Here is a 26,342-nt window from a genome sequence, read left to right as displayed (position 1 = left end):
CTCAGCCCGCGGGCTGGGGCGAGAGCCCGCCCCCCGTGTCCGGCCGCGGCGTGCGCCCGCCGCCCGAGCTGGGAACGCTGCCACGCCCCGCGCTGGTGGGCTCGTCGGGGCGCACGCGCACCACCGGCTCGCCCCGCAACACCTGGCGGATTTCGTCGCCCGAGAGGGTCTCGTATTCCAGCAGCCCCTTGGCCAGCCGCTCCAGCTCCTCCCGGTTCTCGGTCAGGACCTGCTTGGCACGGGCATAGGCGCTGTCGATGATGCCCCGGATTTCGCTGTCGATGATCCGCGCGGTTTCCTCCGAGAGGTTCTTCGACTGCGTGACGGAGTGGCCAAGGAAGACCTCCTGGCTGTTCTCGCCATAGGCCACCATGCCGATCTTGTCGGACATGCCCCACTCGGTGACCATCATCCGGGCCATGTTGGTGGCCATCTTGATGTCACCCGAGGCGCCGTTGGACACCTTGTCGGAGCCGAAGACGACCTCCTCCGCGACGCGGCCGCCCATCGCCATCGCAAGCTCGGCCTTCATCTTGGACTTGTGCTTGCTGTAGCGGTCACCCGCCGGCAGCGACATGACGAGGCCGAGCGCCCGGCCGCGCGGAATGATCGTGGCCTTGTGCACCGGGTCGCACTCCGGCTCATGCATGGCGACGAGGGCGTGGCCGGCCTCGTGATAGGCCGTCATCCGCTTCTCGTCCTCGGACATGACGAGGCTGCGGCGTTCCGAGCCCATCATCACCTTGTCCTTGGCGGCCTCGAACTCCGCCATGCCCACGGTGCGGCGCCCGGTGCGCGCGGCCAGCAGCGCCGCCTCGTTCACCAGGTTGGCGAGGTCCGCGCCCGAGAAGCCCGGGGTGCCGCGCGCGATCGTCTTGGGGTCCACGTCGGAGGCGAGCGGCACCTTGCGCATGTGCACGCGCAGGATCTTCTCGCGCCCGTTCACGTCGGGGTTGGGCACCACCACCTGGCGGTCGAAGCGGCCGGGGCGCAGCAGCGCGGGGTCCAGCACGTCCGGCCGGTTGGTGGCCGCGATGATGATGACGCCCTCATTGCTCTCGAAGCCGTCCATCTCGACGAGCATCTGGTTCAGCGTCTGCTCGCGCTCGTCATTGCCGCCGCCCAGGCCCGCGCCACGGTGGCGGCCCACGGCATCAATTTCGTCAATGAAGATCAGGCAGGGGGCGTTCTTCTTGCCCTGCTCGAACATGTCACGCACGCGGCTCGCGCCCACGCCCACGAACATCTCCACGAAGTCGGAGCCCGAGATGGTGAAGAAGGGCACGTTCGCCTCGCCGGCGATGGAGCGCGCCAGCAGCGTCTTGCCGGTGCCCGGCGGGCCGACCAGCAGCACGCCCTTGGGGATCTTGCCGCCCAGGCGCTGGAACTTCTGGGGGTCGCGGAGGAAGTCCACGATCTCCTCCAGCTCCGCCTTGGCCTCGTCGATGCCGGCGACGTCCTCGAAGGTCACGCGGCCATGCTTCTCGGTCAGCAGCTTGGCCTTGGACTTGCCGAAACCCATGGCCCGCCCGCCGCCGCCCTGCATCTGGCGCATAAAGAAGATCCAGACGCCGATCAGCAGCAGCATCGGGAACCAGGAGATGAGGATCTGGAAGAGCGGGTTCACGTCGCTCTCCTCCGGGCGCGCCACCACGCGCACGCCGCGCTCGGTCAGGCGCGAGACGAGCTGCGGGTCCTCCGGGGTGAAGGTGGTGAAGCTCCGCCCATCGGTGAGCTGGCCCGACACGGTGCGGCCCTGGATGACGACGTCGCGCACCTGGCCCTGGTTCACCTCGTTCAGGAAGTCGCTGTAGGCCACCTGGAGTTGGGTGCGGTTCTGTCCGCCCGAAGGCTGGAACAGGTTGAACAGCGCCACCAGCAGCAGCGCCACGATCACCCACAAGGCCAGGTTCCGGCCGAAATTGCTCACGATCCGCATTCCCCTTCACCGGCGACCTTGGCCGGCTGGTCCTTGAGATAGTATCTACGCCCGGTTCGGAAATGGCCGCCGGGAAAAACTCAACCCGCGAGCGGCCCGCCGATGGGCATGAAGCGCGCGGCGGACAAACCCGCGCGCAACGTCTCACGGTAGGGGAGATGGGCGGCCTTGGCCAGCATTGCATCCCCCCCGCGCATGGCCGGAAGCGCGGCGAGCGCAAGGCTCGGCAGATGGCGGTGGCGGGCGCGCAGCCGCGCCGCCGCGGCGGCTCCCAGCGCGGCCACCTGCCCAGCTTCGGCTGGCATGTCGCGGGGCAGGCGGAACCTTCCATCCCACAGCGCGCCGGGCTGGGCGGGGATGGATGGGCCGCCCACCTCGCGCGCCAGCCAGCCGGCCCGCCAGACGGCCCCGCCCAGGCTGCCCTGCCCCGCTGCCAGCAGCCGCGCCACGGCGGCGGCGGCGGGCGCGTGCGGCCGGCCACCCACCATCCGCACCAGTGCGGCCAGCAGGGCGCGGGCGGTGGCGTCCCGGCCCAGGCTCGGGCGGTCGAGGAAGGCACAGCCCTCCGGCAGCAGACGCAGGCAGGTCACGGCGCGCGCCAGCACCGCCGCCTCCTCCCTCTCGCGCCGGGCGGCGAAGGCGGGTGCGGCGGCCAGCACAGCCTCCAGCCCGTCCACCTGGCGCAGCCGGGCACGGGCGAAGCGCGGGTCGGTGTTGGAGGGGTCCGTCACCGGGCGCAGCCCCGCCGCCGCGCAGGTGGCGGCCAGGCGCGATGCCGGCATGTCCAGCAGGGGGCGCAGCAGCAGCGCCTCGGCCGCCACGGACAGCGGCGCCATGCCAGCGAGCCCCCGCGCGCCACTGCCGCGCAGGGCACGGAAAATGATGGTCTCGGCCTGGTCGCGCGCATGGTGGCCCAGCAACAGATGCACGGCGCCCGCCATGTGGGAGGCCTCCAGCAGCGCGGCCCGCCGCGCGGCCCGGGCGCGCGCCTGCAAGCCCGCGCCGCCCGGCAGGCGCAGCGTCAGCACCCGCGCCGCGATGCCGTGTGCGGAAAGTTGGGCCGCGACACCGGCCGCCTCGTCAGCGCTCTCGTCCCGCAGCCCATGGTCCACGATGAACGCGATCGCCCGCCCGCCGGCCCAGCGATGGGCCAGCCAGGTGAGCGCCAGCGAATCCGGCCCGCCCGAGCAGGCGATGGCGATGGGGAAGACGAAGGGGCCGAGCGGCGCCATCCGCGCGGCGAATTCCGCCGCGCCGATGGGCTCGGCCGGCGTGGTCAGCGGCAGCCGGCCCGCTGGCGCGCCGCCGCGGCCTGCTCGGAGAGCGGCGGGCGCAGGTTGGGGAACTGGCTGCGCAGGTCGTTCAGCGTGTCGCAGGCCTCGCGCCGGCTGTTCAGCGAGGTGAAGGAATTGGCGAGGCCGATCAGCGCCTCGGGCGCACGCGGCCCGGTGCGGGCGCGCACATAGGCCTCATTATAGGCGATGGCCGCATTGGCGTGGTCGCGCCGCCCGGACAGGGCATCGGCCAGCAGCAGCTGGGCGGACACCTGCTGGGGCGCCGCGCGGCTCGCGATCACTTCGCGCGCGGCCGCCTCGGCCGTCTGGAAGTCACGCCGGGCCAGCGCGGTCTGGCCTTCCTGCAGGGCACGCTCCGGCGTGCGGGGCGGACGGGCGGCGGGCTCGGCGGCGGCGGGTGCCGGCGCGGAGGGGCGGGCGGGTGCGGCTGCCGGCGGGGCGGCGGCCGGCGCGCCCTGCTGGCTGAAGCGGAACTCCATGTCGCCCTGGAGCTTTTCCAGGTCCTCGCGCAGGCGGGTGTTCTGGTTTTCCAGCACGTCGGTGCGGCCGCGCAGGCGGCGCACCTCCTCCTCCAGCACATTCACCCGGTCGAGCAGCCGGGCCACGAGGTCATTGGCGGAGCCCGTCATGGGCGGGGCCATGGAGGGCCCGGCCATCGGCGGGGCCGCCCCACGGCCGCGAAGGGCCTGCTCCATCTCCTGCCGCAACTGCAGGATCTGGTTTTGCAGCGCGATGCCCTCGCGGCTTTCCATCTGCGCGGCCGCCGGCCCGGCCAGGAGGGTGAACCCCAGGAAGAAGGTGGCGGCCACGCGCATGGTCATGCTCAGCGCACCACGGTCACGGCGCGGCGGTTCTGCGCCCAGGCGTCCTCGTTGGAGCCCAGCGCCTCCGGACGGTCCTTGCCGTAGCTGATGGTCTGGATGCGCGCGGGGGCGACGCCGCCGGCCACCAGCACGTCACGCGCGGAATTGGCGCGGCGCTGGCCCAGCGCCAGGTTGTATTCGCGCGTCCCGCGCTCATCCGCATGGCCTTCGACCGTCACCTGCACGGCGGCGTTCTGCTGCATCCAGGCCGCCTGGCGGTCCAGCACGGTGCGCTGGTCGGCGCGGATGGTGCTGCGGTCGGTGTCGAAGAACACGCGGTCGCCGACATTGGCGACGAGATCCTCCTGGCTGCCCGGGCGAATCTGGCCGGCGCCGCCGGCTCCCGCACCGGCGGTCACGGCGGCCTGTTCGGTGTTCGAACAGGCCACCAGCAGGCCGGTCGCGGCCATCAGGGAGAGAAGGGTCTTGGCGGTGGACATCATGGACTCCTGTCTAGCAGCGCGGGGCTGCGCCGCGCACCCCCGGACCATCCCGGGGGCGGCGGCAGAAATGCGCGGCAACCTCTAATCAATCGTGGCCACTGGTGCGCGGGCATGGCGCAAACATGGCGGGAAGACGGCGGCGTGCCGCGATTGTGTAACCATCGGTGTCAGCTCAGCAGCGGCGACCAGGAGGGGTCGGTCGCGTCATTGGGCGTCACCACCTGGCGCTCATTGAAACCGGCGATATCAATGGACGAGATCCGCGCCGAGAAGCCCGCGCCACGGGCATCCCGCGCCGGGGTCTCGCGGTAGAACATCAGCACGCGGCCATTGGGGGCGAAGGTGGGGCTTTCCATGGCCCAGCCCTCACTCAGGATACGCTCGCCGGAGCCGTCGGGGCGCATCACGCCGATGGCGAACTGCCCGCGCCCGATGCGCGTGAAGGCGATCAGGTCCCCGCGCGGCGACCACACGGGCGTCGCATAGCGGCCATTGCCGAAGCTGATGCGCCGCACCCCGCCGCCATTGGCGTCCATGACGTAGAGCTGCTGGTCCCCGCCGCGATCCGAGTTGAACACGATCTGCTGCCCATCCGGCGAGAAGCAGGGGGACACGTCGAGGCCCGCCGCATTGGTCAGCTGCCGCTCCCGCCGCGAGGCCAGGTCCACCACGAAGATCGAGGCATCGCCGCCGCGGATGGCCGACAGGATCACGGACCGCCCATCGGGAGAGAAGCGCGGGCTCAGCGTCATGCCGCCGAAATTGCCCAGCACCTCCTGACGGCCGGTCTGGAGGTTGAACAGATAGACCCGCGGCTCGTTCCGCAGGTAGGACATGAAGGCGATCTGGGTGGCGTTCGGGTGGAAGCGCGGCGTCAGGGCCTGGAACTGGCCATCCGTCAGGAAGCGGTGGTTCTCGCCATCCTGGTCCATGATGGCGAGGCGCCGGGTGCGGCGGTCGCGCGGGCCGCTCTCGCTGACATAGGCGACGCGGGTGTTGAAGTAGCCATCCTCGCCCAGCAGGCGCTTGTAGATGTCATCCGAGATGATGTGCGCGATCTGCCGCCAGTTCGAGGCGGTGGCGTTGTAGGCGGTGCCCAGCGCCTGCTGCTCCGGCAGGATGTCCCACAGGCGGAACTCCACCCGCAGCCGGTCACCGGACAGCTCCACCCGGCCCGTGGTCAACGCCACGGCGCCCAGCACGCGCCAGTCCTGGAAGCGCGGCGCCTGCGCGGCGGCCTCGGGCGTCTGGATGAAGGCCGCGCGCTCGATCGGCCGGAACAGGCCGGAGCTGCGCAAATTGTTCACGATGACGCGGGCGATGTTCTGCCCCATGCGCTGCGCGTCCGGCCCCGCCCCCGCCATGTCCGGCACGGCGATGGGGATGGGCTCGGTCCGGGCGCGCGTGATGTCGATCACGGTGCCGCCCGTTCCCTGCGCCGCGGCGGGGAGTGGCGTGGACCAGATGCCAGGGGCCACCAATGTGGCGGCCGCGCCGGCGAACAGGGCACGGCGATGGATGGCGGGTGTATTCACCGGGACGGAACTCCAACCACGTTCACTCTCCGCCCGCAATTCGGCCGCTCCTGGGCGTGGGTCAAGGGGCGTGTCTGTAACGCTTTCGCTCCGCCCGCGTTGCAGCCCGCCTTCAGCGCATTCCCACATCGCGCGGGTTGAAGCGGAAGACAGCGTCGCGCAGCGCGGCCAGGCGGTCGGGCGGGAGGGGCATGGGGTTGCAGCGCGGGTCGAGCAGGGCGCGGCGGGCGGCCTCGAAGACCATGCGGGCGCGCGGGTCGGAGGGGATGGCGCCGTTGGGCGTCACCACGCGCACGATGCCCTGCGCGTCCACCTGCACGCGCAGTTCCACCACGATGTCGCGCAGGTTGGGCGCGCCCGCATCCACCACCCAGCATTCCGCGATGCGGTCGGCGATGCCCGTGCGCTCGCCCGCCGTGAGCGGCGCGGAGCCGGTCGGCGCGCCACCACCACGCTGCGGGGCGCCCTGGGGCGGGCTCGGCCGGGCGCGGGGCGGTTCCTGCTGCTGCTGTTGCTGGCGCAGGCGTTCGAGGGTGTTCAGCACGCTCTGGCTTCGTTCCTCCGGCCGCGCCACGGGCGGCGTGCGGCCGGTGCCCGGCGTCTGGGCCGGCTGGGGCGGCGGCGGGGTGGGCGGCGGCGGCGTGGGCAGCGGCGGTGCCGGCGTGGGGCGCGCGGCGGCCGGCGGCGGCGGCGGGGTGGCCGGGCGCGGCGGCGTGGGCGTGGGGGTGGGCGGCGTGGGCTCCGGGCGCGGCGGCGTGGGCGCGGGCGGGGCCGGCGCGGGCGGCGGCGGCATGGGCAGCGCCTCCGCCACCTGGGCGGGCGCGGGGGCCGGGGTGGGCGGCGTGGGGGTCGCGGGCGTGGGCGGCGTCGCGGCCGGGGCGGGCGGCGTGGGCGTGGGCGGCGGCGGGGCCGGCAGCGCCACCGTCGGCGCGGGGGGCGTGGGCGCGGGCGGCGCGGCCGAGGCGGCGGGGGCAGGCGGCGGCGGGGGCGGAGGCGGCGGCGGGCTCGGGGTCGCCTGGGTCACCTCGGGCGCGGGCGGCTCCGGCGTGGGGGGCTGCGGGACGTTCTGCGGGGGTGCCGGGCTGGGCGGGGGCTCATCGCCCTGCGCCACCTGGGCGGGGGCGATGAGCTCCACCGCGATCGCCGTCTCGCGCGGCTCCTCCAGCCGGCGCGAATCGAACTGGACCAAGGCGAGGCCAAGCAGCGCCAGGTGCAGGGCGAGCGACGCCCCGACCCACAGGCGAAACCGCCCTTCCTCCGTGGTCCCGAACGGCATGATCAGCGGCGCGGCGCCGGCGCGGCCTGCTGCTGCTCGGCCAGCAGCGCCACGCGGCTGAACCCGCCCGCGCTGATCGTGCCCATCACCTCCATGACGCGGCCATAGGAGATGGCACGGTCACCGCGGACGAAGATGCGCGGCTCCGGCGTGCCCTCCGGCCGCGCCTGGGCGATGGCCTGCAGTCGCGCCACGAGGCCATCCAGCGGCACCTCGGTTTCCTGGAGATAGATGGCGCCCTCGCTGTTGACCGAGATGGTCAGCGGCTCCTGCTCCTGGTTCAGCGGTTGGGCGGCCGTGCGCGGCAGGTCCACGGGCACGCCCGTGGTCATCATAGGCGCGGCCACCATGAAGATGATCAGCAGCACCAGCATGACGTCCACGAAGGGCGTCACGTTGATGTCCGACATGGGGCGGTAGCGGGAGCGGCCACCGCCGCCGCGCTTCATCAGGGGGCCCGCCATGGCGTTAGTCCGCCGCGGCCCGGGGCGCCTGGGCGGCGGCCTCGGTCTGGCGGGCCAGGATGGCGCCGAATTCGGCCGCGAAACCCTCCAGCCGCCCGGCGAACTTGGCCGATTCGGAGGAGAGGCTGTTGTAGAGGATCACGGCCGGGATGGCGGCCACCAGGCCGATCGCGGTGGCCAGCAGCGCCTCCGCGATGCCGGGCGCCACCACGGCCAGGTTCGTGCTCTGCATGCCCGCGATGGCGGTGAAGCTGTTCATGATGCCCCAGACCGTGCCGAACAGCCCGACGAAGGGCGCGGCGGAACCGGTGGAGGCCAGGAAGGTCATGCGCTTCTCGATCCGCTCCATCTCGCGCTGGATGGTGACGGACATGGCGCGCTCCACCCGCTCCTTCGTGCCGACCACGAGGAAGGGGCTGGTGCCGGCCTCGGTGCTGCGCCGCCATTCGCCCATGCCGGCCGAGAAGACGGCGGCGAGCGGATGGGTCGGCGCCTCGCCGTGGCGCTTGTAGAGCTCATCCACGCTGCCGCCCTTCCAGAACTCGTCCTCGAAGGTGTCGGCATCGCGCTTGGCGCGGCGAAGCTGGCCGTATTTGTCGAAGGCGATGGCCCAGACGATGATGGACGCCAGCAGCAGCCCGATCATGACCGACTTCACGACCCAGTCGGCCATCATGAAGAGGCCCAGCACCGACATGTCGTGCGTGGCGCCGAGCGCTGCGGTGGTCACGTTGTTCACGGCGCGAGGCCTCCTTCGGCGGAACAGTCGGATATGCGGGCGCGGAGCGCGCCCAGCCAGGGTTCGGGCAGCCGGCGCGCGGACAAGGTGGCCTGGTCCACGCAGGCCAGCTTCACCTCGATGCGCACCAGCCTCTCCTCCCCCCGCCAGGCCTGCTGGTCGAGCAGGAGCGAGGCGGCCGCGCGGCGGATTCGGGTGATGATCACCAGCGAATCGTCGAGCCGCGCGGGCCGCTCATACTCCAGCGCGGCCCGTTTCACCACCAGGAAGCAGCCATGTTCTTCCTGCATCCGCGAATGCGGCAGGCCGATGTCACGCAGGGCCTCGGTTCGCGCCCGTTCGGCGAACCGGAGGTAGGCGGCGTGATAGACGATGCCGCCCGCATCCGTGTCCTCGTAATAGACGCGGAGCGCGTGGCGATGGGCGAAGTCACTCATCGAGCAGGTCCGGCTGGATGGTGGTGCCGGCGGGTGGGGTCAGGCCCAGATGCCGCCAGCCAGGCTCGCCCAGCATGCGGCCGCGAGGGGTGCGCAGGACGAAACCCTCCTGGATCAGGAAGGGTTCGATCACATCCTCCAGCGTGTCGCGGCTTTCGGACAGCGCGGCGGCGAGCGTCTCGACGCCCACCGGCCCGCCATTGTGGTGCTCCGCGATGCGGCGGAGGTAGCGGCGGTCCATCGCGTCCAGCCCCTTGGCGTCCACCTCCAGCCGGTCCAGCGCCATGTCCACCAGCGCGCGGTCGGCCACGCGCCCGCCCACGGCCGCGAAGTCCCGCACGCGCCGCAACAGCCGCCCCGCGATGCGCGGGGTGCCGCGCGAGCGGGTGGAGATCTCGCGCGCGCCCTCCTCGCTCAGCGCGAAGCCGAGTTTCACGGCGCCGCGTTGCAGGATGCCGAACAGCTCCTCCGGCGCGTAGAGGTTCAGCCGCAGCGGAATGCCGAAACGGTCGCGCAGCGGGGTGGAGAGCAGGCCCGAGCGCGTGGTGGCCCCCACCAGGGTGAAGGGCGGCAGATCAATGCGCACGGTGCGCGCGGCTGGCCCCTCGCCGATGATGAGGTCGAGCTGGAAATCCTCCATGGCCGGGTAGAGGGTTTCCTCGATGACCGGTTGCAGGCGATGGATCTCGTCCACGAAGAGCACGTCGCGCGGCTGCAAATTGGTCAGGATGGCCGCCAGGTCGCCCGCGCGCTGCAGCACGGGGCCGGAGGTGGCGCGGAACCCCACCCCCATCTCCCGCGCCACGATCTGCGCGAGCGTGGTCTTGCCGAGGCCAGGCGGCCCGTGCAGCAGGACATGGTCCAGCGCCTCGCCGCGCGTTGAGGCGGCCTGGATGTAGACGGAGAGGTTCTCGCGCAGCCGCTGCTGGCCGGTGAATTCGGAGAGGCGCTGCGGGCGCAGCGAGGCCTCGCCCGCGTCCTCATCCTGGCGTGTGCCGGAGGTGAGGCGTTCGTTCATGCTCGCCTCCGATGCGCGGAGGCGCGAAGCGGCCGGAGCGCTGAATCGGTGGCGCTCATCTTGCGCTCTCCCGGAGCGCCAGGGTGATCAGCGCGTTCAGCTCAACCCCCTCCCCCAGCAGCGCCTTGGCCCGCGCCACCGCGCGCTCCGCCTCGGGCCGCTTGAGGCCCAAGTTGGACAGCGCGCTGACCGCATCCGCCTCTACGCCCTGCGCCGGCAGGGGCGCGGCCAGCGCGGCCTCGCCCCCCTCCTCCGGCGTCGCGCGGCCCACGGCCCATTTCTGCATGGCGGGCTCGTCAATGATGCGGTTGGCGGTGGTCGGCCCCACGCCCTTGGCGGCCGAGAGTGCCTTGCGGTCCTTGGCCGCGATCACCCGCGCCAATTGCTCGGGCGAAAGGGTGGACAGGACCGCCAGCGCCGTCTTGGCGGCCACGTTCTTCACCTCGTTCAGGGCGCGGAAGGCCTCGCGCTCGGCGGCGTCGAGGAAGCCATAGAGGGTGAGGCCCGTCTCGGCGGCGAAGCGCGCCTCCACCAGCAGGCGCTGCGTGCCCTCGCGCGCCGTCAGCCTATCCAGCGTCTTGCGCGAGCAGGCGACGAGATAGCCCACGCCGCCCACCTCCAGCACGCATTGCCCCTCGCCCGTGGACTGCACCGTGCCGGTCAGCGAGGCGATCATGACAGCGCTGCCATCCGTGCCAGCGCCGCGCGCGTGCCACGGTGATGCGCGTGGCAGATGGCAATGGCCAGCGCATCGGCGGCATCGGCGCGCTTCAGCACCGCGCCCGGCAGCAGGCGCTTCACCATGTCCTGCACCTGCACCTTGTCGGCATGGCCCGTGCCCACCACGGCGCGCTTCACCTCCATGGCCTGGTATTCCGCGACGGGCAGCCCCGCCAGCGCGGGGGCCAGCAGCACCACGCCCCGCGCCTGGCCGAGCTTCAGCGCGGCGGCGGGGTTCTTGTTCACATAGGTGTGTTCCACCGCCGCCTCATCGGGCGTCCATTCGCCGATCAGCGCCGCCAGTGCGCGATGCAGCACCACCAGCCGCGCGGAGAGCTCCTCCCCCGCGCTGGTGCTGATGGCGCCGGCCGCGATGAAGCGCAGATGCGAACCGGCACTCTCCACCACGCCCCAGCCCGTATGGGTGAGGCCAGGGTCCAGCCCCAGGATGCGGACGGGCGGCAGCGGTCAGCCTTCGGAGAGCTTGGCCAGCACGGCGTCGCTCACCTCGAAATTGGCGTAGACGTTCTGCACGTCGTCATGGTCGTCCAGCGCCTCGATCAGCTTGAAGACGGCGGCCGCACCTTCCTCGTCCAGCGGGACGGTCAGGTTCGGGCGCCAGTCGAGCCGGGCCGAGAGCGCCTCGCCGAAGCGGGCCTCCAGCGCGTCGCGCACCGTGTTGAGGTCTTCGGGGGCGGAGAGGATTTCATGCGCCTCCTCCCCGCTGATCACATCCTGCGCGCCGGCCTCGATGGCCGCTTCCAGCACCGTGTCGGCATCGGCCACGCTGGCGGGGTAGCGAACGACGCCCAGCCGGTCGAACTGGAAGGCCACCGTCTCGCCCAGCGCGCCGCCATGCTTGCTGAACATGGAGCGCACGTCGCTCGCCGTGCGGTTGCGGTTGTCGGTCAAGCCCTCGACGATCAACGCCACGCCGGCCGGGCCGCGGCCCTCGTAGCGGACCTCGGTGTAGTCCTCGCCCTGGCCCGCGCCGGTGGCCTTCTTGATGGCACGCTCCACCGCGTCCTTGGTCATGTTCGCCTGGCGGGCGGCGATCAGCGCCGCGCGCAGGCGCGGGTTGAAGGCGGGGTCGGGCTGACCCATCCGGGCGGCGACCGTGATCTCGCGCCCCAGCTTGGAGAAGATGCGGGCGCGCTTCGCGTCCTGCGCCCCCTTGCGGTGCATGATGTTCTTGAATTGCGAATGGCCGGCCATGGCAAACTTCAGATATTGGTGGAAGAGATTGATATAGCGGCCCCGGCCCCATTGCGCCACCATGCGCCCATGGACGCGCACATCCCCGACCCGCACCGCATCTCCACCCTGGCCGAGCTGGAGGCGCTCTACGGCCCCGTCTCCGAGATCGCGCAGAACAAGGTGACGGACCGGGTGGATGCCAAGACCGCCGCCTTCATCGCCGCCAGCCCCTTCATGCTGCTGGGCACCAGCGGGGCGCGCGGCCTGCACATCACCCCGCGCGGCGACGCGCCGGGCTTCGTGACCGTGGCGGACCCGCACACCCTCATCCTGCCCGACCGGCGCGGCAACAACCGCATTGATGCCCTGCGGGACCTGATGGAGGACAACCGCGTCTCCCTGCTGTTCCTCGTGCCGGGCGTGCCCGAGACGCTGCGCGTGCACGGCACCGCCCATATCACCACCGACCCCGCCCTGCGCGCCTCCCATATGGCCCAGGGGAAGGAGCCGGCCACGCTGCTCGTGATCGCCGTGCAGGACCTCTTCATGCAATGCGCCAAGGCGCTGATGCGCTCGAAGCTGTGGGATGGGCGCAAGCGGCCGGAGGGCGTGCCGACCATGGGGCAGTTGCTCGCCAGCCAGATGGCCGGGCGTGTGGCGGCGGATGAGGTGGACGCCAGCTATCCGGAGCGCATCCGCACCACCATGTACTAGGCGCGCGGCAGGAAGCGATACCCCGCCATGCCCGCCGCCAGCGCCGCCCCCAGGAGCAGGAAACCCGCCTGATAGCCCGCCGGCGTCAGGCCGAACCCGTCCAGCGCCATCCCCACCACCACCGGCAGCAGCGCCGAGCCCAGCACCTGCGCCAGGTTGACCGTGGTGACGCCCCGCCCCACCCGGTGCTCCGGGAAGAGCCCCCTGCCCTGCGTCACCAGCAGGATGGGATAGGCCGAGAAGAAGCAGACCCCCACCAGCAGCGCCGCCGCTGGCCAGAGCGCCAGGCCCGGCCAAGCCAGGCCCAGCAGCGCCGCAAGGGCCAGGCCCGCCATGGACAGCACGGTCCGTTCCCGCCCCAGCCGCCGCTCGATCATGGGCAGCGCGAGCTGCCCCGCCGGCACCGCGATGCCCATGGCCAGCAGCACCGCCCCCCGCGCGGCGGGGTCCAGCCCATGCACGTCATTCAGATAGGGCCCTGCCCACAGCGCCAGCAGCGTCGCCATCACGCCATAGCCCACCATGTGCAGGGCGAGGATGCGCGGCAGGCCCGGCGTGGCCCAGACCTGGAACTGCCCGGCCAGCACCTCGCCCAGCGTCTCGCGCGGCGGGGTGCGGGGCGCGGCGCCCGGCGGGTCATCGGCCGCGAAGCGCCACCAGAGCAGCCCCAGCAGCAGCGTGACGCCCGCCGACGCCGCATAGGCCCCGCGCCAGCCGATCACACCCGAGACCACGGCCAGCGGCGCCCCCGCGGCCAGGATGCCGAGCTGGCTCCAGGCGAAGATGCGCGCCACCGCCCCCGTCATGGCCGGACCCTGGTGCCAGCGCCCGGCCAGCACCACCACCGACATGAAGCTCGCCGCGCAGCCCAGCCCTAGCAGGAAGCGCGCCGCCAGGAATTGCGCGCCATCCTGCGCCAGCGCCTGCAGCAGCGCGGCCGGCACGGCCAGCGCCGTCAGCCACAGCACCAGCCGCCGCGGCCCCAGCCGGTCCAGCGCCACGCCCACGGGAATCTGCGCCAGCAGCAGCGCGCCGAAGAAGGCGGTGTTGGCCGCGCCCAGCGCGCCCGGCCCCATGCCGAGATCGGCCGCCAGTTCCGGCGCCACCACCCCCACCGCCGCGCGGTGGAATTGCGACACCACCGTCATGCCCGCGAGCGCCACGCCCAGCCGCGCCGAAGGACTCACGCCGCCAGCCCGAATTCGGCGGCGAGCGCCCGCCGCCCCTCGGGCGTGCATTCCAGGCGGCGGCGGCGCAGGGCCTCGTCCGACCGGGGCTCGATGCGGTTCAGCCAGCGCCGGCGCAGCAGCAGGGCCGTGATCTCCCGGCCCAGCCCGCCCGAAAGGTGCGGCCGGCGTTCCGACCAGTCCATGCAGTCACAGGCGAAGCGCGGCGCGGCGCGGGCGGCGGCGAGGTCCACGCCGAGTTCCGTGAAGCGCGCCTCGCCCCGCGGGGTGGTGGCCCAGCCGCCGGGGGCCGGTTCCAGCCAGCCATCCCCGGTCAGCCGCACGTGCAGCGCGACGCCCAGCCGTCCCGCCAGATGGTGCCAGCATAGGCGCCCGGTGCGGAAGGCCTCGCCATGCGGCCAGGGGGGCCGCACCGAAACGGCCGGGCGGGCCAGGCAAAGCAGGGTCTCCAGCGCCGCCGCCACCTCTTCCCCACCCAGGGCGAAGTAACGGTGACGGCCCTGGGCATGGACGCGCAACAGCCCCGCCTCGACCAGCGCCTTGAGGTGCGAGGAGGCCGCCGGCGCGCCGATACCGGCCACGCGGGCGAGTTCGCCCGCGGTCAGCGCCTCGCCCGGCAGCAGGGCCTGGAGCATGGCGGCGCGGGAGGGGTCGCCGATCAGGGCGGCGATGGCGGCGAGGCTGGACATGTGCGGAGCATAGGATGCGCCCCACGCGCCTGTTTCGGCCAGCCCCGAAGCCTCAGGCGAGGCTTTCGTAGACCAGCATGTTGTGGCCGCGATGCGGGAATTCGGCGCAGAGCACCATCCCGCAATCGCTCAGGACGGCGCGGGAGGCAAGGTTCGTCTCGCGCGCCACGCCGATGATGCGCGCCAGCCCCGCCGCATGGCCGAAATCCAGCGCCGCGCGGGCCGCCTCGCGCGCATAGCCCTTGCCGCGGCAATGCGGCCAGAGGGCGAAGCGCACGGCCACGCCACGCCCATCGGGCCGTTCCATAAGGCCCGTGATGCCGAGGAACTCGCCCGTGCCGCGTTCGAAGACCGACCAAGTGCCGTAGCCGCGCACCTGCCAGAAATCCATGTCGTCCTCGAGTTCCTCGCGCGTTCGCTCGGCCGTGCGGGTGCCGTGCAGCATGTAGCCGAAAACGGCCTCATCGGCCTTGAGGCGGATGAGATCCGGCAGATGCTCCGGCCCCGGCGGCAGCAGGGACAGGCGCGGCGTCGTGACCGTGCGCGGCGCACGGAAAAGCTGGTGCGTCATGACGTCCCCAGAGGAACAGAAAAGAACAGGCGGGCCCCACCCACGCGCCCGCGGCGGAAGGCGGCGCGGCTTCGCCGCGCCAACTGGTGCGCCTGAGCATGAAAGGCGCCAAACCGGGGCCCCCGCGAAAGCGCCAAAGGCGATTTCGCGGGGAGCGCTTAGCGCTCCAGGGGCCGGTACTTGATGCGGTGCGGCTGGTCCGCATCCTTGCCCAGGCGCCGCTTCTTGTCCGCCTCATAGGCCTGGAAGTTGCCCTCGAACCATTCGACATGGCTGTCGCCCTCGAAGGCCAGGATGTGGGTGGCCAGGCGGTCCAGGAACCAGCGGTCGTGGCTGATGACGACCACGCAGCCCGCGAACTCCATCAGCGCCTCTTCCAGCGCGCGCAGCGTGTCCACGTCGAGGTCGTTGGTCGGCTCGTCGAGCAGCAGCACGTTGTGCGGCGTGCGCAGCATCTTGGCGAGATGCACCCGGTTGCGCTCACCGCCCGAGAGAACGCCCACGCGCTTCTGCTGGTCCGCGCCCTTGAAGTTGAAGGCGGCGGTGTAGGCGCGCGACGGAATGGAGCGCTTGCCGATGTTGATCACATCATCGCCGCCCGAGATTTCCTGCCAGACCGACTTCTTGTCATCCAGGCTGTCGCGCGACTGGTCCACATAGCCCAGCTGCACCGTCTCGCCGATGCGCAGCGTTCCGGCATCGGGCTGCTCATTGCCCGTGATCATGCGGAACAGCGTGGTCTTGCCCGCGCCGTTCGGCCCGATCACGCCCACGATGCCGCCGGGCGGCAGCTTGAAGGAGAGGTCGTCGATCAGCAGGCGGTTGCCATAGGCCTTCCGCAGCCCCTCGGCCTCAATGACCGTGTTGCCCAGGCGCGGCGGCGGCGAGATGAGGATTTCGAGTTCCCCGGGCCCACGCTCCTGGCTCTTTTCCAGCAGCTCCTCATAGCGCTGGATGCGCGCCTTGCTCTTCGCCTGGCGGGCCGAGGGCGAGCGGCCGATCCACTCCTGCTCCTGCGCCAGCGCGCGGATGCGGGCCTGGTCCTCGCGGTTCTCCTGCTCCAGCCGCTTGCGCTTCTGGTCGAGATAGGCGGAGTAGTTGCCCTGGTAGGGGAAGCCGCGGCCGCGATCCACTTCCAGGATCCAGTTCGTCACATTGTCCAGGAAGTAGCGGTCATGGGTGACCACCAGCACCGCGCCCTGGTATTCGCGCAGGGTCGTTTCCAGCCAGGAGACGCTCTCCGCGTCCAGGTGGTTGGTGGGCTCGTCCAGCAGCAGCAGGTCGGGCTTCTCCAGCAGCAGGCGGCACAGCGCCACGCGCCGGCGCTCGCCGCCCGAGAGGTTGGTCACGGCACTCTCGGCCGGCGGGCAGCGCAGCGCGTCGAGCGCGATGTCCACGCGGCGGTCGAGGTCCCAGCCATCGGCGGCGTCGATCGCCTCCTGCAGGCGGCCCTGCTCGGCGAGGAGGTCGTTCATCTCGTCCTCCTCCATCGGCTCCGCGAATTTCTCGCTGATCTCGTTGAAGCGCTTGAGCTGGGCTTCAAGCTCGGTGAAGGCGGCACGCACGTTTTCGCCCACGGTCTTGTCGGGGTCGAGCTGCGGCTCCTGCGACAGATAGCCCACGCGCGCGCCATCGGCCGCCCAGGCCTCGCCGCCATAATCCTTGTCCATGCCCGCCATGATCCGCATCAGCGTGGACTTGCCGGCGCCGTTCGGCCCCAGCACGCCGATCTTGGCGTCGGGCAGGAAGGAAAGGGTGATGCCTTTGAACACCTCGCGCCCACCCGGATAGGACTTGGTGAGATCCTTCATCACGTAGACATACTGGTAGGCGGGCATGGCAATTCCTGTCGGCGCGAAGGGGGGGTAAGCGCCGTTAGATACAGGCCAGGGGGATGGGCTTCAATGGGAGCCGGGTGGCCGCTCCCAGACCCCATCATGCAGGGCGGCCGCCTCGGGGTCGTCCTCCAGCAGCGGGCCGATCACCTCCACCGGGCGCTGGCCGGAGGCGAGCACCACGCGGCAGGGCAGGTCCAGCGTCAGATTGTCGGGGTGCGGGCCGATGATGCGCTTCAGCTTCTCCTCGCTCATCGCGTAGACGAGGCGGCCGATGCCGGCCCAGTAGAGGGAGCCCGCGCACATGGCGCAGGGCTCGGCGCTCACATACATCGTGGCGCGCGCCAACTCCTCGGCGCTGAAGGCGGCGCAGGCGCGGCGGGACAGCACCGTCTCGGCATGGCCGGTGCGGCCCTCGGTGTCGAAGGCATTCTCCTGCTCCATCAGCACCGTCCCGTTTTCGTCCACCAGGGTGGCGCCGAAGGGGTGCTTGCCATTCGCCCGCGCGCGGCGGGCGACGGTGAAGGCGTGGCGGAGATGGGCGATGTGGTGGGCGTCCGGCATGGCCATGAGGCTGCCATGCCGGTGCCGTGCGCCGCTACACCCAGCCCCGCATGGTCTCGGCCAGGTTGGTGGGGCCAGTGCGCAGCGGCGCGGCACCGCTGAAGCCCAACTGCCCGGAATTGATGCCGTCATAGAGGCCGATCAGCAGCCGGGTGTAGTTGGCGCCCATTCCGGCGCCGCGCAGGATGCCCTCCCAGGCCTCGCGCGGCGGACGCACCACCTGGACTTGCCGGCCCAGCACCTCGCCGGCCGCGGCGGCGGCATCGGCGTCCGTGGCCTGGATGGCGCTGGTGAATTCCACCACGGGGGGCGGGGCGGCTTCGGTCAGCAGCCGCGCGGCCTCGGCGCCGATGTCGCGCGTCGCGACCATGCCGCGCGGCGGCGCCTGCGGCGGGTGGAAGGAGGGCAGCACCCCCTCGTGCCGAGCCGCGTCGAACACGCCGCGCCAATTCTCCTGGAAATAGGAGGGACGGAGGAAGGTGACGCTGGGCGCCGCGTCGGCCAGCAGGGCCTCGGCCACGTGCAGGGCGCGCACCGCGCCGGTGCCCGAGGCCAGGTGCGCGCCCTCGGAGGAGAGGAACACCAGGCGCGGCAGCCCCGCCGCGCGGGCGGCGGCGCGGATGCTGGTCGCGGTCTCGATGTAGTCGCCGATGACATCATCGGACTGGACGGGGGCCGCGATCAGCAGGTAGGCGCCGGCCACGCCGCGCAGCGCCTGGGTCAGCGCGGCCGTGTCGCGCAGGTCGGCCGTGGCGAGCTCGACGCCTTGCCGCGCCCAATCCTCGGCGCGCGACGGGTCGCGGACCAGGCCGCGGATGCGCTGGCCCGATTCCAGCAGGGTGCGGGCGGCGGCGGCGCCCGTGTTTCCGGTGAGTCCGGCGATGAGGAACATGGCTTGGGTTCTCCTGTGCTGACGCCAGGAATGCCGAAAGGCTGGACATGTTTCCAATGCATGTTCGTTAATAAGAACATGCACGAAGTGAAACTCCGCGGCGTGGACCTGAACCTCCTGACGGTGCTGGGCGCCCTGCTGCGCCACGCCTCCGTCACCCGCGCCGCCGAGGAGCTGGGCATGAGCCAGCCCGCCGTCTCCCGCGCGCTGGGGCGGCTGCGGGCGCTGCTGGGCGATGCGCTGCTGGTGCGCGGGCCCACGGGCGCCCTCATCCCCACGCCGCGCGCCCAGGCCCTGGCCCCACGCCTGGAGGCCCTGTTGGCCGAGACGGCCGAGCTCGTCTCGCGCGAGGGCTTCGACCCCGCGCGGCTGCAGGCCGTGATGCGGCTTGCCGCCACCGACCATGACACGTTGATGCTGCTGCCCCGCCTGGTGCCGCTGCTGGCCGCGGAGGCGCCAGGCCTCGCCCTGCGCGTGCTGCCCATCACGGGCACCACGGTGGAGGAATTGGCGGCGGGGCGGCTCGACCTGGCCTTCTCCGTCCTGGGCACCCCCCTGCCGGCCAGCCTGCGGCAATTGTCCCTCTATCACGACCGGCTCGTGACGGTGCTGCGGGCCGGCCACCCGGCCCTGGCCGGCTGGTCGCTCGATGGCTTCTGCGCGCTGGACCACATCCTCGTCTCCATCACCGGGCGCGGCACGGGGGCGGTGGATGACGCGCTGGCGGGGCTCGGGCGGCGCCGGCGGGTGGCGCTCTGGCTGCCGCATTTCCACGCGGCGCTGCGGATGGTGGCGCAGACGGAGATGGCCGTGACCCTGCCACGCAGCCTGGCCCTTGAACACGGGCCGGCGCTGGGGCTGGAGGTGCGCGAGGCGCCCCTGCCCCTGACAGGCTTTACCGCGACCGCGATCTGGCCCGAGGTGCTGGGCGGCGCCCCCGCCCATCGCTGGCTGCGCGGGCGGGTGGTGGCGGCGGCGCGCGGCCTGCCGCATGTCGCACCGCCATAGAAGAGAAATGACTTGCGCCCGGCAGGACTTGAACCCGCAACCAAGCCGTTATGAGCGGCCCGCTCTAACCAATTGAGCTACGGGCGCATGGGGGCGCGAAGATGCAGAGAGCCGCGCGCCCCGTCCAGTGCGCGCGTCAGGGCGTGGGCTTGCGCCGCTCATGCATGGGCCAGGACACTTCCTTGCCGCGCTCGATGGATTCGAGGATGTAGCGCTTGGCTTCGTCCGCATCGCCCCAGCCGGTGATCTTCACCCACTTGCCGGGCTCGAGGTCCTTGTAGTGCTCAAAGAAGTGCCGGATCTGCTCGATCGTGATCTTGGGCAGGTCCGTGTAGTTGAACACGTTCTCGTAGCGCTTGGTCAGCTTGGGCGAGGGCACGGCGATGATCTTCTCGTCCATGCCGCCATCATCTTCCATCTTCAACACGCCCACGGGGCGGACATTGATGACGGCGCCGGGCGCGATGGGGCGGGTATTGGCGACCAGCACGTCCAGCGGGTCGCCATCGCCGCACATGGTGTGGGGCACGAAGCCGTAATTCCCGGGGTAGCGCATGGGCGTGTAGAGGAAGCGGTCCACGAAGAGCGTGCCGGCGTCCTTGTCCAGCTCATACTTCACCGGCTCCCCGCCCACGCCCACCTCGATGATGACGTTCAGGTCCTCGGGCGGGTTCTTGCCGATGGGGATGGCGTCGATGCGCATGGGCTCTGGGCTCCGGTTTGGGAAGGCCCGGCTTTCCACCACAAAATCCGGGCCGGCGCGAGGGGGGATGCGCGCGGCCCGCTCCCATCCCCCGGGAAAATAGCGCGAAACCCGCCTCATGGGGCTTGCACGCCCGTGGACGCTGCCCGTGCGATAGTTCTAGGCTTTCAAAACGATCGCCGATTACCGCGACGGAACAATAAACATGGGAGAGCAAAGTGATCACAGCGACGTTGCTGCTGGTCATCCTGCTGGGCGCGACTTCCATCGCCTATGGCTGGATCACGACCAAGGAAATCATGGCGAAACCCGCGGGCGACGCCCGCATGCAGGAGATCGCCCGCGCCATCCAGGAAGGGGCCTCGGCCTATCTCCGTCGGCAATACATCACCATCGGGGGCGTGGGCGTCGTGCTCATGGCGCTGGTGTGGGTGCTGCTGGGCGGGCCCGTCGCCATCGGCTTCCTGATCGGCGCGGTGCTGTCGGGGGCGGCGGGCTTCATCGGGATGAACGTCTCGGTGCGCGCCAATGTCCGCACGGCGGAAGCGAGCCGCCAGGGCCTGGCCGCGGGGCTGGACCTCGCCTTCAAGTCGGGCGCCATCACCGGCATGCTGGTGGCGGGCCTGGCCCTGATGGGGGTCGCGGTCTACTTCTTCATCCTGGTCGTCATCGGCGGGCACCCCATCAACTCCCGCATCGTGATCGACAGCCTGGTGGCGCTGGGCTTCGGCGCCAGCCTCATCTCGATCTTCGCCCGCCTGGGCGGCGGCATCTTCACCAAGGGCGCCGATGTGGGCGGCGACATGGTGGGCAAGGTCGAGGCCGGCATCCCCGAGGACGACCCCCGCAACCCCGCCACCATCGCCGACAATGTGGGCGACAACGTGGGCGACTGCGCCGGCATGGCGGCCGACCTCTTCGAGACCTATGCCGTCACCGCCGTCGCCACCATGGTGCTGGCCGCCATCAGCTTCACCGATGCGGGCCGCGCCTCGGGCATGCTGTTCCCGCTGGCCATCGGCGCGGTCTGCGTCATCACCTCCATCATCGGCACCTATTACGTGAAGCTGCCGGCCAACAACTCCATCATGGGGGCCATGTATCGCGGCCTGATGGTGACGGGAGCGCTGTCGCTGGTCGCGATCCTGCCGCTGGCCTTCATCTTCTTCGGCTTCTCGGGGGTCGAGGCGGGCGGGCGCACCATCGGCGCCTTCAGCCTCTGGCTCTGCGCCGCCATGGGGCTGGCCGTCACGGCCGCCATCGTCTGGGTGACGGAATACTACACGGGCACGGGCTTCCGCCCGGTGCGCTCCATCGCCGAGGCCTCGCAGACCGGCCATGGCACCAACGTGATCCGCGGCCTCGCGGTCAGCATGGAGAGCACGGCGCTGCCCGCGCTCATCATCATCGCGGGTGTCATCACCACCCATGCGCTGGCGGGCCTCTATGGCATCGCCATCGCCACCACCACCATGCTGGCGCTGGCCGGCATGATCGTGGCGCTGGATGCCTTCGGCCCCGTCACCGACAATGCCGGCGGCATCGCGGAAATGGCGGGCCTGCCGGCCGAGACGCGCGTGACCACCGACGCGCTGGACGCGGTGGGCAACACCACCAAGGCCGTGACGAAGGGCTATGCCATCGGCTCGGCCGGCCTGGGTGCCCTGGTGCTGTTCGCGGCCTACACGCAGGACCTGAACTACTTCATCGCCCGGCCCGAGGCCTATCCGTACTTCGCGGGCCTGGGGGCGATCGATTTCAGCCTGGCCAACCCCTATGTCGTGGTGGGCCTGCTGTTCGGCGGCCTGCTGCCCTACCTGTTCGGCGGCATGGCGATGACGGCGGTGGGGCGCGCGGCGCAGTCCGTCGTCGAGGAGGTCCGCCGCCAGTTCCGCGAGAAGCCCGGCATCATGGCCGGCACCGAGAAGCCCGATTACGGCCGGGCGGTGGACATGCTGACCAAGTCCGCCATCCGGGAAATGATCCTGCCGTCGCTGCTGCCGGTGCTCAGCCCCGTGGTCTGCTACTTCGTGGTGCTGATGATCGCGGGCAAGGCCGCGGCCTTCTCCGCGCTGGGGGCGATGCTGCTGGGCGTCATCGTCACGGGCTTCTTCGTGGCCGTCTCCATGACCACGGGCGGCGGCGCCTGGGACAACGCCAAGAAGTACATCGAGGAGGGCCATTACGGCGGCAAGGGCAGCGATGCCCACAAGGCCGCCGTGACGGGCGACACGGTGGGCGACCCTTACAAGGACACCTCCGGGCCGGCCGTGAACCCGATGATCAAGATCACCAACATCGTCGCACTTCTGCTTCTGGCGATCCTGGCGGCATAACTCATTCCCCACGAAATCGCCTTTGGCGCTTTCGTGGGGGCCCCGATCAATCCCCATGAAGCTGCGCTTCATGGGGGCCCCGGTTTGGTGCCCATCCTCTCGGGTGGGCACCGCCTGCCGTGGCAAAGCCACGGCAGGGCACCGGGGGGCCACCCTTCCATGCACGCTTTGCCCTTGTCGCGCGGACGGTTTGGGGCCTTTTATCCCCGCATGGCCCGCCTGTTCTTCGTTCTGCTGCTGACATTCTTCGCCCTGCCGGCACGGGCCGCCGATTCCGTGCCCGTCGTGTCACCCCGCGCCACCGTCACCCTCCACGCCGACCGCGCCGCCATCGCCCCGGGGGAGGAATTCCGCGCGCTGCTTCGCATCCGCCTCGCACCAGGCTGGCACACCTACTGGTCCAATGCGGGCGATGCCGGCGCGCCGCCCGAACTCGACCTGGCCCTTCCGGAGGGCTGGCAGTCCGGGCCGCTGCAATTCCCCGCCCCCAGCCGCATCCCCTTCGGCCCGCTGATGAATTTCGGCTATCTGGGCGAGGCCGCCTTCCCCTTCACCCTCACCGCGCCCACCACCCTGCGCCCCGGCGACACCGTCACCCTGGACGCCACCGGCATCTGGCTCGCCTGCGCCGATGTCTGCATCCCGGAGGATGGCGCCTTCCGCCTCACCCTGCCCGTGGAGGCGAGCCCCCGCCCGGCCAACCTGCCCCTCTTCCTCGCGGCCGAGGCCGCCCTGCCCCGCCCCGCCCCCTTCACCGCCCGCTTCGCCCGCGAGGGCGGCCGCGCCGCGCTGACCGTGGAGGGCGAGGGGCTGAACCCCACGAGCCTGCGCGAGGCCGTCTTCTTCCCCTTCGCCCAGAACCTGATCGAGAACGCCCCCGCCCAGCCGCTGACGGTGCGCGAGGGCGCCCTGACCCTGGCGCTGCCCCCCGCCGAAGCCCCCTGGCCCACGCGGTTGGACGGCGTGCTGACCCTGACCGATGCGGCCGGCGTCCGCGGCGCCTACCTCATCTCCGCCGAGCCCGGCGGCGCCCTGCCTGCCCTGGGCCTGCCGCTGTGGCAGGTGCTGGGCCTCGCCCTGTTGGGCGGGCTGATCCTGAACCTGATGCCCTGCGTCTTCCCCGTGCTGGCCATGAAGGCCATGGCGCTGGCGCGGCTGGGCGGCGCGGCCCGCGGCGCCATCCGGGCCGAGGCCGCGGGCTATACGGCCGGCGTGCTGGTGACGTTCCTCGCCATCGGCGGGCTGATGCTGGGGCTGCGCGCGGCAGGGCTCGCCGCCGGCTGGGGCTTCCAGTTCACCTGGGCGCCCTTCGTGGCCGGCATGGCCTGGCTGATGCTGGCGGTGGGGCTGAACCTCTCGGGCGTCTTCGCCGTGCGGGGGCCGGTGCTGTCGGGCCATGCGGGCGGCAGCTTCGGCACGGGCGTGCTGGCCGTGCTGGTGGCCACCCCCTGCACGGCGCCCTTCATGGCAACGGCCATCGGCGCCTCGCTCACCCTGCCCGCGCCGGCCACGCTGGGTGTCTTCGCCGCACTCGGCCTGGGGCTGGCCCTGCCCTATGCGCTGCTGGGGGTCTTCCCCGGCCTGGCCCGCGCCCTGCCACGCCCCGGCCCCTGGATGGAGCGGCTGCGGCAATTCCTAGCCTTCCCCATGTATGGCGCGGCCGCGTGGCTGGTCTGGGTGCTGGCCCAGCAGGCGGGGCCCGATGGCGTGCTGATGGTGCTGGTGGGCGGTGTGCTGGTGGGGCTCGCCGCCTGGGCCTTCGGCACGGCGCAGGCCAGCGGCGGCACAGGGCGGCTGGGCCGGACCACCGCTGCGGTCGCGGTGATCGCCGCCCTCGCCCTGCTCCCCCTGCTCTCGACCGCGCCCACGGCCAGCGCCGCCGTCTCCGGGAACGCCGAGCCCTGGTCCGCCGCGCGCGTCGCCGAACTGCGCGCCGAGGGCCGCCCCATCTTCGTGAACCTGACGGCGGCGTGGTGCATCTCCTGCAAGGTGAATGAGCGCATCGCCATCCACACGGAGGCGACGCAGCGCGCGATGGGCGAGGCGGGCATGGTGCAGCTCACCGGAGACTGGACGCGCGGCGATACCGCCATCACCGCGCTGCTGCGCGCACATGGGCGCGACGGCGTGCCGCTCTACCTGCTTTATCCCGCCGGCGGCGGCGCGCCCCTGATCCTGCCGCAAATCCTGACGGAGGGAATGCTGCGGGAGGCGATCAGCCAGGGGACGGGCCGCGCGACGCCGGGGGCCATCGCCTCGCCTGGCTGACCGCCGCCGGGGCCACGGCATGAAGATGGACCATGACGCCGCCGTGCGGGCGATCGGCATCCTGCATGTCCTGCGGGAGTTCGACGCGCGCCTCGCGGGCACCCCCCCGCTCGACCTCGACCTCCCGGGGAGCGACATCGATGTGCTGTGCCACGCCCCGGACCCCATCCGCTTCGCCGCCATCCTGTGGCGCGAATGGAGCCTCTGCCCCGGCTTCTCCCTGCACCAGTGGACGAGCGCTGGGCGGCCGGTCGTCGCGCGTTTCCATGCCCATGGCTGGGAGTTCGAGGTTTTCGGCCAGGCCGTCCCGGTGGACGGGCAGATGGGCTGGCGGCACTTCGTCGTCGAGCGGCGCCTGCTGGAACGGGGCAGCCCCGCCCTGCGCGCGGCCGTGATGGCGCGGCGCCGGTCCGGCGCGAAGACCGAGGCCGCTTTCGCGCAGGTGCTTCGCCTCGACGGCGATCCTTTCGAGGCGATCGCGGCACTGGCCCTCGCACCCGATGAGGAGATTGATCGCCACCTCGCGAGGGCCGGCTACGCGCCGGGCGCCGCCCCGTCCCCGTGAGCCTCAACGCGGCCAGGTGCATCTCCCGCGAGGAGGGTTACCACCACTTGAAGCGCGGCCGTGGCGGAACCATTCCTGCTGTCGTGGTTCGGGCCCCTCTGGCGCCGGCATCCCGTGTCCGGGGGCCGGCGCGATGTCGAACCCTCCGACACGGAATGAGGGAATCGACATGACACCGCCCATCACCACCCCGCGCCCGCGCGAGGCTGCCCCATGCTGAACGACCTTCTGGCCTTCCTGCTCAGCATCTTCCTCATCGCGCCGCTGCAATCGGAATTCGCCTCGCGCCTCGAGAACGCGCCGCGCCAAGTGGTGACCGATGTCACGGCCTGCGTCACGCAGGCCACGCCCGCCCTGCTCGCCCGCGCCAGCCAGGACCCGTGGTGGGCGATCAGCACCGGGATCGGGATCTGGATCGGCCGCCTGCCGGCGGAGGCCACGCTGCGCGACGCCGCCTCCGGCTGCGGGCCGGCACTGAACGCGGCCCGGCCCTTCCTGAACCAGGGCTGATCAGGCCCGAAGCCGCTCCGGGATGGGCAGGCCCAGCCGGTCGGGAATGGGCCACTCCTCCCGAACGGTCCGCAGCACCCGGAAGCCCGCCTTCACATAGTTGGGCAGGGCGCGCGGGTGGTCGGCCGTGCAGGTGTTGACCGTGAGCGCGCTGCACCCCTCGGCCCAGGCGGTGCGGATGGCGTGGTGCAGGAAGGCGATGCCCACCCCGCGCCCGATCGCCGCCGGCATCAGCCCGAAATAGGCCAGGTTGATGTGCGGCCAGTTGCGCCGGTCCAGCTCGTAGAAGCCCAGCTCCTCGCCCTGGTCGTGCAGCAGGTGGACGCTGATGGCGCGGTCACCCAGCACGGCGTCCAGTTCGGCATCCGACAGAGTGCGGCGCAGCCACCACAGATAGTCATGGCCCACGCCGTCATAGAGGCGGCGATACTGCGCCACCTCGCAGCGCGGCCGCAGCCACTCGACGGCCAGGGGGGCCGGCAGGGCGGGCCCCGGGTCGGCCGGGGCGCGGTCCATCCGCAGGAAGGTGACATCCACCGTGACCAGGGTGGATGGCTCCTTGGTCCACATCGCC

Annotated in this window: 27 protein-coding genes and 1 tRNA gene; 6 read left to right on the top strand and 22 right to left on the bottom strand. The window is 71.7% G+C overall.

The annotated features are described in order from the left end of the window. Window position 1 precedes the first annotated feature (1 nt). From ftsH to JTN19_RS14395, 13 genes are all read right to left on the bottom strand, one after another. Window positions 2-1,930, bottom strand: coding sequence for an ATP-dependent zinc metalloprotease FtsH (gene ftsH, locus JTN19_RS14455; RefSeq protein WP_340643334.1), 1,929 nt, complete (start codon window positions 1,928-1,930; stop codon window positions 2-4). Window positions 1,931-2,019: 89 nt separating this feature from the next. Next, window positions 2,020-3,171, bottom strand: a complete 1,152-nt coding sequence (tilS, locus tag JTN19_RS14450) for a tRNA lysidine(34) synthetase TilS (RefSeq protein ID WP_206934048.1) — start codon at window positions 3,169-3,171, stop codon at window positions 2,020-2,022. A gap of 44 nt (window positions 3,172-3,215) precedes the next feature. After that, window positions 3,216-4,055: a tetratricopeptide repeat protein gene (locus JTN19_RS14445; RefSeq protein ID WP_206934046.1), complete on the bottom strand. Its 840-nt coding sequence runs from the start codon at window positions 4,053-4,055 to the stop codon at window positions 3,216-3,218. A 2-nt stretch (window positions 4,056-4,057) separates the two neighbouring features. Further along, window positions 4,058-4,540, bottom strand: coding sequence for a peptidoglycan-associated lipoprotein Pal (gene pal / locus JTN19_RS14440; RefSeq protein ID WP_223880834.1), 483 nt, complete (start codon window positions 4,538-4,540; stop codon window positions 4,058-4,060). Window positions 4,541-4,707: 167 nt separating this feature from the next. Further along, on the bottom strand, window positions 4,708-6,075 hold the full coding sequence (tolB, locus tag JTN19_RS14435) for a Tol-Pal system beta propeller repeat protein TolB (RefSeq protein ID WP_340643333.1): 1,368 nt from the start codon (window positions 6,073-6,075) through the stop codon (window positions 4,708-4,710). 112 nt (window positions 6,076-6,187) lie between these two features. Then, window positions 6,188-7,351, bottom strand: a complete 1,164-nt coding sequence (locus tag JTN19_RS14430; protein ID WP_206934042.1) for a cell envelope integrity protein TolA — start codon at window positions 7,349-7,351, stop codon at window positions 6,188-6,190. Between the two features lie 2 nt (window positions 7,352-7,353). Beyond that, on the bottom strand, window positions 7,354-7,815 hold the full coding sequence (gene tolR / locus JTN19_RS14425) for a protein TolR (RefSeq protein ID WP_191085219.1): 462 nt from the start codon (window positions 7,813-7,815) through the stop codon (window positions 7,354-7,356). A 4-nt stretch (window positions 7,816-7,819) separates the two neighbouring features. Then, entirely contained in the window at window positions 7,820-8,512 is a 693-nt protein-coding gene (tolQ, locus tag JTN19_RS14420) for a protein TolQ (protein WP_206934091.1), read from the bottom strand. Between the two features lie 38 nt (window positions 8,513-8,550). Beyond that, window positions 8,551-8,991 (bottom strand): tol-pal system-associated acyl-CoA thioesterase, encoded by a 441-nt coding sequence (ybgC, locus tag JTN19_RS14415; RefSeq protein ID WP_206934040.1) that lies wholly within the window; start codon window positions 8,989-8,991, stop codon window positions 8,551-8,553. Then, window positions 8,984-10,009 carry a Holliday junction branch migration DNA helicase RuvB gene (ruvB, locus tag JTN19_RS14410; protein WP_206934038.1) on the bottom strand — a complete coding sequence of 342 codons (1,026 nt, stop codon included), beginning with the start codon at window positions 10,007-10,009 and terminating at the stop codon, window positions 8,984-8,986. The genes ybgC and ruvB overlap by 8 nt, the downstream gene beginning before the upstream one ends. 55 nt (window positions 10,010-10,064) lie before the next feature. Further along, complete coding sequence (gene ruvA / locus JTN19_RS14405) at window positions 10,065-10,685, bottom strand: Holliday junction branch migration protein RuvA (RefSeq protein WP_206934036.1); 621 nt, start codon at window positions 10,683-10,685, stop codon at window positions 10,065-10,067. Further along, window positions 10,682-11,194 carry a crossover junction endodeoxyribonuclease RuvC gene (gene ruvC, locus JTN19_RS14400; RefSeq protein ID WP_206934089.1) on the bottom strand — a complete coding sequence of 171 codons (513 nt, stop codon included), beginning with the start codon at window positions 11,192-11,194 and terminating at the stop codon, window positions 10,682-10,684. The genes ruvA and ruvC overlap by 4 nt, the downstream gene beginning before the upstream one ends. A gap of 3 nt (window positions 11,195-11,197) precedes the next feature. Beyond that, window positions 11,198-11,944, bottom strand: coding sequence for a YebC/PmpR family DNA-binding transcriptional regulator (locus JTN19_RS14395; protein WP_206934087.1), 747 nt, complete (start codon window positions 11,942-11,944; stop codon window positions 11,198-11,200). Between the two features lie 69 nt (window positions 11,945-12,013). Here JTN19_RS14395 and JTN19_RS14390 point away from each other — a divergent pair, with 69 nt between their 5' ends. After that, the gene (locus tag JTN19_RS14390) at window positions 12,014-12,640 is read left to right on the top strand and encodes an MSMEG_1061 family FMN-dependent PPOX-type flavoprotein (RefSeq protein ID WP_206934034.1); all 627 of its coding nucleotides are present in this window, start codon (window positions 12,014-12,016) and stop codon (window positions 12,638-12,640) included. On the opposite strand, the gene JTN19_RS14385 is transcribed toward JTN19_RS14390, so the two are convergent. The 6 genes from JTN19_RS14385 to JTN19_RS14360 form a co-directional block, all read right to left on the bottom strand. Next, window positions 12,637-13,827: an MFS transporter gene (locus JTN19_RS14385; RefSeq protein ID WP_206934032.1), complete on the bottom strand. Its 1,191-nt coding sequence runs from the start codon at window positions 13,825-13,827 to the stop codon at window positions 12,637-12,639. The two genes, JTN19_RS14390 and JTN19_RS14385, sit on opposite strands and share 4 nt — an antisense overlap. After that, complete coding sequence (locus tag JTN19_RS14380) at window positions 13,824-14,516, bottom strand: ArsR/SmtB family transcription factor (RefSeq protein ID WP_206934030.1); 693 nt, start codon at window positions 14,514-14,516, stop codon at window positions 13,824-13,826. The genes JTN19_RS14385 and JTN19_RS14380 overlap by 4 nt, the downstream gene beginning before the upstream one ends. 52 nt (window positions 14,517-14,568) lie before the next feature. Continuing rightward, the gene (locus tag JTN19_RS14375) at window positions 14,569-15,087 is read right to left on the bottom strand and encodes a GNAT family N-acetyltransferase (protein ID WP_206934028.1); all 519 of its coding nucleotides are present in this window, start codon (window positions 15,085-15,087) and stop codon (window positions 14,569-14,571) included. 158 nt (window positions 15,088-15,245) lie between these two features. Further along, the gene (ettA, locus tag JTN19_RS14370; protein ID WP_206934026.1) at window positions 15,246-16,925 is read right to left on the bottom strand and encodes an energy-dependent translational throttle protein EttA; all 1,680 of its coding nucleotides are present in this window, start codon (window positions 16,923-16,925) and stop codon (window positions 15,246-15,248) included. Window positions 16,926-16,988: 63 nt separating this feature from the next. Next, a complete protein-coding gene (locus JTN19_RS14365) occupies window positions 16,989-17,492 on the bottom strand; it encodes a nucleoside deaminase (protein WP_242531150.1) in 504 nt (167 codons plus the stop codon). A gap of 28 nt (window positions 17,493-17,520) precedes the next feature. Then, entirely contained in the window at window positions 17,521-18,378 is an 858-nt protein-coding gene (locus tag JTN19_RS14360) for an NmrA family NAD(P)-binding protein (protein ID WP_206934024.1), read from the bottom strand. Window positions 18,379-18,456: 78 nt separating this feature from the next. Between JTN19_RS14360 and JTN19_RS14355 the strand changes: the two genes are divergently transcribed. After that, window positions 18,457-19,386 (top strand): LysR family transcriptional regulator, encoded by a 930-nt coding sequence (locus tag JTN19_RS14355; protein WP_206934022.1) that lies wholly within the window; start codon window positions 18,457-18,459, stop codon window positions 19,384-19,386. 13 nt (window positions 19,387-19,399) lie between these two features. Here the strand turns inward: JTN19_RS14355 and JTN19_RS14350 are convergent. Continuing rightward, window positions 19,400-19,473, bottom strand: a tRNA-Ile gene (locus tag JTN19_RS14350). A gap of 49 nt (window positions 19,474-19,522) precedes the next feature. Continuing rightward, window positions 19,523-20,089: an inorganic diphosphatase gene (ppa, locus tag JTN19_RS14345; protein ID WP_206934020.1), complete on the bottom strand. Its 567-nt coding sequence runs from the start codon at window positions 20,087-20,089 to the stop codon at window positions 19,523-19,525. 218 nt (window positions 20,090-20,307) lie between these two features. On the opposite strand from ppa, the gene JTN19_RS14340 reads away from it, so the two are divergent. The 4 genes from JTN19_RS14340 to JTN19_RS14325 all read left to right on the top strand — a co-directional run bounded on the left by JTN19_RS14340 (window position 20,308) and on the right by JTN19_RS14325 (window position 25,768). Further along, window positions 20,308-22,425, top strand: coding sequence for a sodium-translocating pyrophosphatase (locus JTN19_RS14340; RefSeq protein ID WP_206934018.1), 2,118 nt, complete (start codon window positions 20,308-20,310; stop codon window positions 22,423-22,425). A gap of 210 nt (window positions 22,426-22,635) precedes the next feature. Further along, window positions 22,636-24,693: a protein-disulfide reductase DsbD family protein gene (locus JTN19_RS20425; RefSeq protein ID WP_278008545.1), complete on the top strand. Its 2,058-nt coding sequence runs from the start codon at window positions 22,636-22,638 to the stop codon at window positions 24,691-24,693. 19 nt (window positions 24,694-24,712) lie between these two features. Continuing rightward, window positions 24,713-25,258: a DUF4269 domain-containing protein gene (locus JTN19_RS14330; protein WP_206934013.1), complete on the top strand. Its 546-nt coding sequence runs from the start codon at window positions 24,713-24,715 to the stop codon at window positions 25,256-25,258. Between the two features lie 213 nt (window positions 25,259-25,471). Further along, entirely contained in the window at window positions 25,472-25,768 is a 297-nt protein-coding gene (locus JTN19_RS14325; protein ID WP_206934011.1) for a hypothetical protein, read from the top strand. Here JTN19_RS14325 and JTN19_RS14320 read toward each other — a convergent pair whose 3' ends face one another. Continuing rightward, on the bottom strand, window positions 25,769-26,338 hold the full coding sequence (locus JTN19_RS14320) for a GNAT family N-acetyltransferase (RefSeq protein WP_206934009.1): 570 nt from the start codon (window positions 26,336-26,338) through the stop codon (window positions 25,769-25,771). Window positions 26,339-26,342: the final 4 nt, after the last annotated feature.

The sequence above is a fragment of the Roseococcus thiosulfatophilus genome (assembly GCF_017311575.1).
Lineage (GTDB): Bacteria > Pseudomonadota > Alphaproteobacteria > Acetobacterales > Acetobacteraceae > Roseococcus > Roseococcus thiosulfatophilus.
This window is presented reverse-complemented; position numbering and strand designations above follow the sequence as displayed.

What these genes read in the sequence shown, in the direction of transcription:
- tilS (WP_206934048.1), bottom strand. Translation starts at nt 3,171, where the DNA reads ATGGCGCCGCTCGGCCCCTTCGTCTTCCCCATCGCCATCGCCTGCTCG.
- JTN19_RS14445 (WP_206934046.1), bottom strand. Translation starts at nt 4,055, where the DNA reads ATGACCATGCGCGTGGCCGCCACCTTCTTCCTGGGGTTCACCCTCCTG.
- pal (WP_223880834.1), bottom strand. Translation starts at nt 4,540, where the DNA reads ATGATGTCCACCGCCAAGACCCTTCTCTCCCTGATGGCCGCGACCGGC.
- JTN19_RS14430 (WP_206934042.1), bottom strand. Translation starts at nt 7,351, where the DNA reads ATGCCGTTCGGGACCACGGAGGAAGGGCGGTTTCGCCTGTGGGTCGGG.
- tolR (WP_191085219.1), bottom strand. Translation starts at nt 7,815, where the DNA reads ATGGCGGGCCCCCTGATGAAGCGCGGCGGCGGTGGCCGCTCCCGCTAC.
- tolQ (WP_206934091.1), bottom strand. Translation starts at nt 8,512, where the DNA reads ATGTCGGTGCTGGGCCTCTTCATGATGGCCGACTGGGTCGTGAAGTCG.
- ybgC (WP_206934040.1), bottom strand. Translation starts at nt 8,991, where the DNA reads ATGAGTGACTTCGCCCATCGCCACGCGCTCCGCGTCTATTACGAGGAC.
- ruvB (WP_206934038.1), bottom strand. Translation starts at nt 10,009, where the DNA reads ATGAACGAACGCCTCACCTCCGGCACACGCCAGGATGAGGACGCGGGC.
- ruvA (WP_206934036.1), bottom strand. Translation starts at nt 10,685, where the DNA reads ATGATCGCCTCGCTGACCGGCACGGTGCAGTCCACGGGCGAGGGGCAA.
- JTN19_RS14395 (WP_206934087.1), bottom strand. Translation starts at nt 11,944, where the DNA reads ATGGCCGGCCATTCGCAATTCAAGAACATCATGCACCGCAAGGGGGCG.
- JTN19_RS14390 (WP_206934034.1), top strand. Translation starts at nt 12,014, where the DNA reads ATGGACGCGCACATCCCCGACCCGCACCGCATCTCCACCCTGGCCGAG.
- JTN19_RS14380 (WP_206934030.1), bottom strand. Translation starts at nt 14,516, where the DNA reads ATGTCCAGCCTCGCCGCCATCGCCGCCCTGATCGGCGACCCCTCCCGC.
- JTN19_RS14375 (WP_206934028.1), bottom strand. Translation starts at nt 15,087, where the DNA reads ATGACGCACCAGCTTTTCCGTGCGCCGCGCACGGTCACGACGCCGCGC.
- ettA (WP_206934026.1), bottom strand. Translation starts at nt 16,925, where the DNA reads ATGCCCGCCTACCAGTATGTCTACGTGATGAAGGATCTCACCAAGTCC.
- JTN19_RS14365 (WP_242531150.1), bottom strand. Translation starts at nt 17,492, where the DNA reads ATGGCCATGCCGGACGCCCACCACATCGCCCATCTCCGCCACGCCTTC.
- JTN19_RS14360 (WP_206934024.1), bottom strand. Translation starts at nt 18,378, where the DNA reads ATGTTCCTCATCGCCGGACTCACCGGAAACACGGGCGCCGCCGCCGCC.
- JTN19_RS14355 (WP_206934022.1), top strand. Translation starts at nt 18,457, where the DNA reads ATGCACGAAGTGAAACTCCGCGGCGTGGACCTGAACCTCCTGACGGTG.
- ppa (WP_206934020.1), bottom strand. Translation starts at nt 20,089, where the DNA reads ATGCGCATCGACGCCATCCCCATCGGCAAGAACCCGCCCGAGGACCTG.
- JTN19_RS20425 (WP_278008545.1), top strand. Translation starts at nt 22,636, where the DNA reads ATGGCCCGCCTGTTCTTCGTTCTGCTGCTGACATTCTTCGCCCTGCCG.
- JTN19_RS14330 (WP_206934013.1), top strand. Translation starts at nt 24,713, where the DNA reads ATGAAGATGGACCATGACGCCGCCGTGCGGGCGATCGGCATCCTGCAT.
- JTN19_RS14325 (WP_206934011.1), top strand. Translation starts at nt 25,472, where the DNA reads ATGCTGAACGACCTTCTGGCCTTCCTGCTCAGCATCTTCCTCATCGCG.
- JTN19_RS14320 (WP_206934009.1), bottom strand. Translation starts at nt 26,338, where the DNA reads ATGTGGACCAAGGAGCCATCCACCCTGGTCACGGTGGATGTCACCTTC.